The organism is Armatimonas sp., from assembly GCF_031410135.1.
Lineage (GTDB): Bacteria > Armatimonadota > Armatimonadia > Armatimonadales > Armatimonadaceae > Armatimonas.
The window spans coordinates 1-5,294 of record NZ_JANNYP010000551.1; the positions used below are offsets into that span (position 1 = coordinate 1).

Annotated in this window: 3 protein-coding genes; all 3 read right to left on the reverse strand. The window is 59.9% G+C overall.

Annotation, left to right across the window (positions count from 1 at the left end):
* Nucleotides 1-119: 119 nt before the first annotated feature.
* Genes lspA through ileS form a run of 3 tightly spaced genes read right to left on the reverse strand, consistent with a single transcriptional unit; the run spans nt 120 to nt 4,829 of the window.
* A complete protein-coding gene (lspA, locus tag RMO15_RS20405; RefSeq protein ID WP_309716200.1) occupies nt 120-623 on the reverse strand; it encodes a signal peptidase II in 504 nt (167 codons plus the stop codon).
* A 9-nt stretch (nt 624-632) separates the two neighbouring features.
* On the reverse strand, nt 633-1,979 hold the full coding sequence (locus tag RMO15_RS20410) for a vanadium-dependent haloperoxidase (protein ID WP_309716202.1): 1,347 nt from the start codon (nt 1,977-1,979) through the stop codon (nt 633-635).
* Between the two features lie 18 nt (nt 1,980-1,997).
* Nucleotides 1,998-4,829 carry an isoleucine--tRNA ligase gene (gene ileS, locus RMO15_RS20415; RefSeq protein WP_309716206.1) on the reverse strand — a complete coding sequence of 944 codons (2,832 nt, stop codon included), beginning with the start codon at nt 4,827-4,829 and terminating at the stop codon, nt 1,998-2,000.
* Between the last annotated feature and the right edge of the window lie 465 nt (nt 4,830-5,294).

Genomic DNA, 5,294 nt, shown 5'->3' on the forward strand with positions numbered 1-5,294 from the left:
ATGCCGTAGCGCAGTGCCAGTTTGGTGGCATGGAGTGCCCCCATCAAAAAGGCAATCATGAGCAGCAACCCCCACGAGCGCAGAGGAAACGAGCCTATATGAAAGAGAACCGGGATCATCTAGGTGGCCTCCTCGGTGCGCTCGGGCTTCGCAGGGGCATAGTCGGGTAGTAAGAGACTCTTGATCGCCAGAAGACAGATACCAATGGTAATGGCCGTGTCCGCGACATTGAAAATTGCAAAGTTAATCGCCCGGAAGTCGAGAAAATCGGTCACCAGCCCGGAGCGTAGCCGATCAATTAAGTTGCCCAGTGCCCCCCCAAGCGGCAATGCCAGCGCGATTCCATTAAACCGATCCAGACCGCCCTTTGCTTTGCGCTCGGAAAACACAATCCCCGCCATGATCACCATCGAGGCAATCGTAATCAGCCAGGTCTTTCCCGCCAGCATCGAAAACGCGATCCCATCGTTCTGGACATGAGTCAGATGAAAGACGCCAGGCCAGAGCGGCACCGACGTGTGAACGGGAATCTTAGCGATGACAAGAGCCTTGACAAGCTGGTCGGTGAGGGCGATGGCACCTGCGAGACCATAGAACGCGGCAGGCGCGAGACGTTTGGGCATAACGCTCCATTATACCGCTGTCCCATTGATATACTGCTGCGTCTTGTCCCAGACCAGTCCCCCAATGGTTCGCCCCATCTTGCGGCCTTCCAGATCCGCCGACTCAAAGTGAATCCCGCCATAGCGCCGCGAGAGCCCAGCCTGATCCGCAACCTCCGAAAATGTCGTCCAGCTGCTCACCAGTGGGGCAATTCGGCTCTTTGGCGTGTATGAAAACGTGTCACTGCCCGTGAAGCGCTTGAGAACCTCCGCCGCTGCCGCACTAAACGTGCTATGCCCCGAGGTGTACTCAGGAAAGGGCGGTGTCTGAAAGTCATTCGACTGCGACGGCCCCCAGTTCTGGTTGCCGGGCGAGAGGGCACGAATGGCGGTAATGGGGCGCGATGTGTTGTAAAAGCGCTTGGTCTCCCAGCAGCCAATCCCGGCATCCATCACCGCATTCCCAACGATAAAGAACAGCTTCACATCGCGATCCAAGTCATAGCTATCACGGGCCGAGACGGACAGTGCGAAGAGCATCCAGTGGCCTGGAGGCTGTACGGAGCGGGGGCCGTCCGCCCAGTACTCTACCAGAGAGCGCTGTGCACTCGTCAGGTCAATCGTGAGCTGGATCACCTCGTTCATCTCTGCGATATAGGCCGCAGAACCATACTCCGGTGGGGCGGGTGCTCGGAGCTGCGACGACGACGACAGAGCAAAGGGGGTGACGAGTCCCCAATGTGGCGCGATGTAGGCTGGAGAGCTTCCATTGGGAAAGCGAATCTGCTGCCAGTACTTCGGGTCTACCACGGTATCGGGGCCATTGACGGGCACATAGCCGGTCGTATCCGCATAGTTATTGAGCTGATTGGAGCCATCCGTGTGCCGGTACTCCAGGAGCGCCTGAGCACACCGGTTCCCAATTCCCACAGCCGTCGTGGTGTCGAGTGACGTATTTGCAGGATCGTAGCCGAGCTCCCTCATGAGGCCGTCAAAGGTCGCTTGTCGTGAGGGATAGAGATCTACCAGCGCCCGATAGGCCGCAAAGCTAATCGCCTGCTCCTTGTTTCCCTGCGTCTGCTCCCCCACAGGCCGACGGAGTGAGCCGCCCAGGCGTGTCCCCACGGCAACACTGTCGTAGCAGGCCCAGGCATCGAAGGCCGCTGTCTGGACAATGGCAATCGCCCGTGCGTTCTGCGGTGGCCCAAGGCTTGTGTTGCTAATCGCATCCAGGAGAACTTCGGCCCATCGCCCGGAAACCGTCCGTGTTATGGTAGAGCCCCCGCCGCCCCCACAGCCTGCGAAGGCGAGTGCAGGAGGCAGCAGAAGTGCCTGTGTTATCAACCGACGACGGCTCAGAGCCCCACCATTTTCCATTGTCTTTCCTTTACTCAGTTACTCCGTCGAAATCGCCCCGCGCCGCACCAGCTCACGGACAACGGCAGCTTGGCTGGCGGAGATCTCGGGGTACTCCGGGTCAGAGCCGACATCTTCGCGCACGAACCACGAGCGAGCACACTTGGTTCCGGGCGCAGGCGAGACCGTGACGGAAAGCGCCTCCCCCACCGTGAGTGTCAGTTTGGAAACCATCAGGCACTCGGCTAGCAGCGCCTCGCTTCCCTCGCCCAGAAGTGCGGCCTGCTCGGCAGTGACCGTGAGTGCTGCCTGGAACTCCACGGACTTGGAGGGCATGGCGTCTTCTTCGGGTGTGGTCGGGCGGCCCTCTTCTTTTGCCTTGCTCCGCGCCGCACCCTTAGCCTGCTGATATGGCTCGATCTGAAGATTCAGCGCATCACGAAGCGCAAGAATCACCTCAAAGCGCTTCTCCAGTGAGACATTGGGCTCTCCCGGCTCCGGCCAGCTTGCCAGGTGGACACTCTCAGGCTTGTCATGCCAGCCCGGCAGAAAGTCCCAGGTGTCCTCTGCCGTGTGGATCAGAATCGGGGCCAGGGCAGTGGCCAGCGCAACTGTGATCTCAAACATCGCGGTCTGTGACGAGCGCCGCTTGGGATCCTCGGGCAGGAGCGTGTAGAGCCGGTCTTTGAGCACGTCTAGATAAAACCCAGAGAGCTCGACATTACAGAAATTCAGGATCGCCTGCGTCGCCCGGTAGAACGCGTACTCGTCGTAGGCAGCCGTCACTTCCTGGAGCACTCCAGCAAGTTTGCTCAGTGCCCACCGATCCAGCGCATCTAAATCCTGCTGCACCACTCCATCCGTGTCGGGCTTGAAATCTGCGAGATTCCCCAGCAAGAAACGAAGCGTATTGCGCAGCTTGGAGTAGCTGCTGGCGAGCTGCTTTAGGATATTGTCCCCGAGCTTGGTGTCCTCCGTGTACTCGATGCTCCCCACCCAGAGGCGCAAGACATCCGCGCCGTAGCGCTCGACGACGCCCAGCGGGTCAACGGTGTTGCCTTTCGACTTCGACATCTTGTAGCCTAGCTCGTCCACGGTGAAGCCATTGGTGACGACGGCTCGGTAGGGCGGCGTGCCCCGGAGCGCCGAGGCGATCATCAGCGAGCTATTGAACCAGCCCCGGTGCTGATCACTGCCCTCTAGGTAGAGATCGGCAGGCCAGGTGGACGCATCGAGATCGGGCCAGACGCCAGACGCGAGCACGGCAAAGCTTGTCGAGCCCGAGTCGAACCAGACATCGAGAACATCTTTTTCTTTCTCAAAGTCAGAAGCGGCGACGCCGTTATAGGTAAAGCCTGCGGGCAAGATTGCCTCGGGGCCCGTGTTGTACCAGCCCTCGACGCCGTCTTTGCGGATGACGGCAACAGCGGCATCGAATGCCACTTCGTCCATCACGGGCTCGCCGTTGGCATAGAAAAGCGCGATCGGGACGCCCCAGTGGCGCTGGCGCGAGACGGTCCAGTCGGGTCGTCCGGCGACGGCAGCGGTGATGCGGTTCTCCGCCTGCGACGGGTACCACGCGACGTTTTTGATGCCATCGAGCGCTTTCTGACGCAGCCCATCGTGGTCTACCGAGACAAACCACTGAACCGTGGCACGGAAGAGCAGTGGCTTGTACGGCGCACGCGGCGAGTGCGGGTAGGAGTGCGTGAAGCTGTAGCTCCCCAGCAGTGCCCCGACCTCGGCCAGTCGCTCCGGGATCGCTTTATTGGCTTCGTCGGTGTTGAGCCCCACAAACGGCCCGGCCTCGTCGGTGTAGCGTCCACGGCTATCGACCGGCGAGAGCACGGGCAGGCCGTACTTCATCCCCGTGACATAGTCATCGGCACCGTGGCCCGGCGCAGTGTGAACAATGCCCGTTCCCGTGTCGGTCGTCACATAGCTTGCCAGCACCCCAACAGATTCCCGATCCAGCTCAGGCAGCGGGTGGCGGAAGCGTGTGCCCTCAAAGCTCGCGCCCTTGCGGGTTTCGAGAACCGTGACCGCTCCAAGCTCACAGGCGGTTGCTGTGGCTTCGAGCAGTTCACCTAGTAGCACCAGTTTCCCGGCGTTCTCGGTTTGCACCATGACGTAGTCAAAGTCGGGGTGAAACGCGAGGGCTAAGTTCGCGGGGATCGTCCAGGGGGTCGTGGTCCAGATCACGGCACGCAGGCCCGGCTCCGAGAGGCTCTCGAACGCGACATAGATCGCCGGGCTGACATGGTCTTTGTACTCGGCTTCGGTGTTGGCCAGCGCCGTCTCGTTGGCACTGTCCCACAGCACAGGCTTCAGGCCACGGTAGACATAGCCCTTGCGCGCCATCTCCAAAAACGTCTCGACGATCTTGGCCTCAAACGCAGGGGCCATCGTGAGATAGGGGTTTTCCCAGTCGCCGCGGATTCCCAGGCGCAAAAACTGCGTCTTCTGGACAGCCACCCACTCAGCGGCGTAGGTGCGGCAGCGAGCACGGAGCGTGTCGGGTGTCCATTGCTCTTTCTTCTCGCGAAACTCCTTCACCACCTGCACTTCGATCGGCAGGCCGTGGTTGTCCCAGCCCGGAACATACGGCGAGCAAAAGCCCGACATGGTCTTGTAGCGCGTGACGATGTCTTTGAGCGTTTTATTGAGCGCGTGGCCGAGGTGCAAGTTGCCGTTGGAGTACGGCGGCCCGTCGTGGAGAACAAACTTCCCCTTCGGCGCGGGCTTGTCGAGTGACTTCTGGTAGAGATCCATCTCCGCCCAGCGTGCCTGAAAGAGCGGCTCGCGGGTGGGTAAATCAGCGCGCATCGGGTAGTCCGTCTGCGGCAAGTTAAGTGTCTTAGAATAGTCCATAGTGTTTAGGTTGGGAAACGGTCACGGGGTCGGCGGCGAGACAAACAAACAGCGCTCCTGAAAGCAAAGACGCCACGATTCGCCGAACCCAAGAGGCGGGCGACACTGCCCGCCCCGAACCGTGTGATGCTCAGGAGCGCTGGATAATTTGGGCGATACCGCCACAGCGAGAGAAGAAGTGCATACGTTGGAAAACAGTATACCGCACTCGGCAATAGACCGGGTACGGTCAAGCAAAGACATACCAGAGTGTAAAAAAGACCTAGGAGAGTCCAAGATAGACTCTGCTAGGTCTTTTGCCGACCTGCCTAGGTATTTGCTTGACCCAGGGCGGTATTTCCTAGACCGCCCCAGGTCTTACTTGGATACTCCCTGGTCTTTTCAGGATGTACCAGAGTCTTTCTTAGATGTGCGACCGGGGAAGCGCTTCTTGAGATCGTCGTAGATGGCCTCCGCCTCAGGGAC

Bases quoted from the DNA above. Each gene is read 5' to 3' on its own strand.
- RMO15_RS20410 (WP_309716202.1), bottom strand. From the start codon at position 1,979: ATGGAAAATGGTGGGGCTCTGAGCCGTCGTCGGTTGATAACACAGGCA.
- ileS (WP_309716206.1), bottom strand. From the start codon at position 4,829: ATGGACTATTCTAAGACACTTAACTTGCCGCAGACGGACTACCCGATG.
- lspA (WP_309716200.1), bottom strand. From the start codon at position 623: ATGCCCAAACGTCTCGCGCCTGCCGCGTTCTATGGTCTCGCAGGTGCC.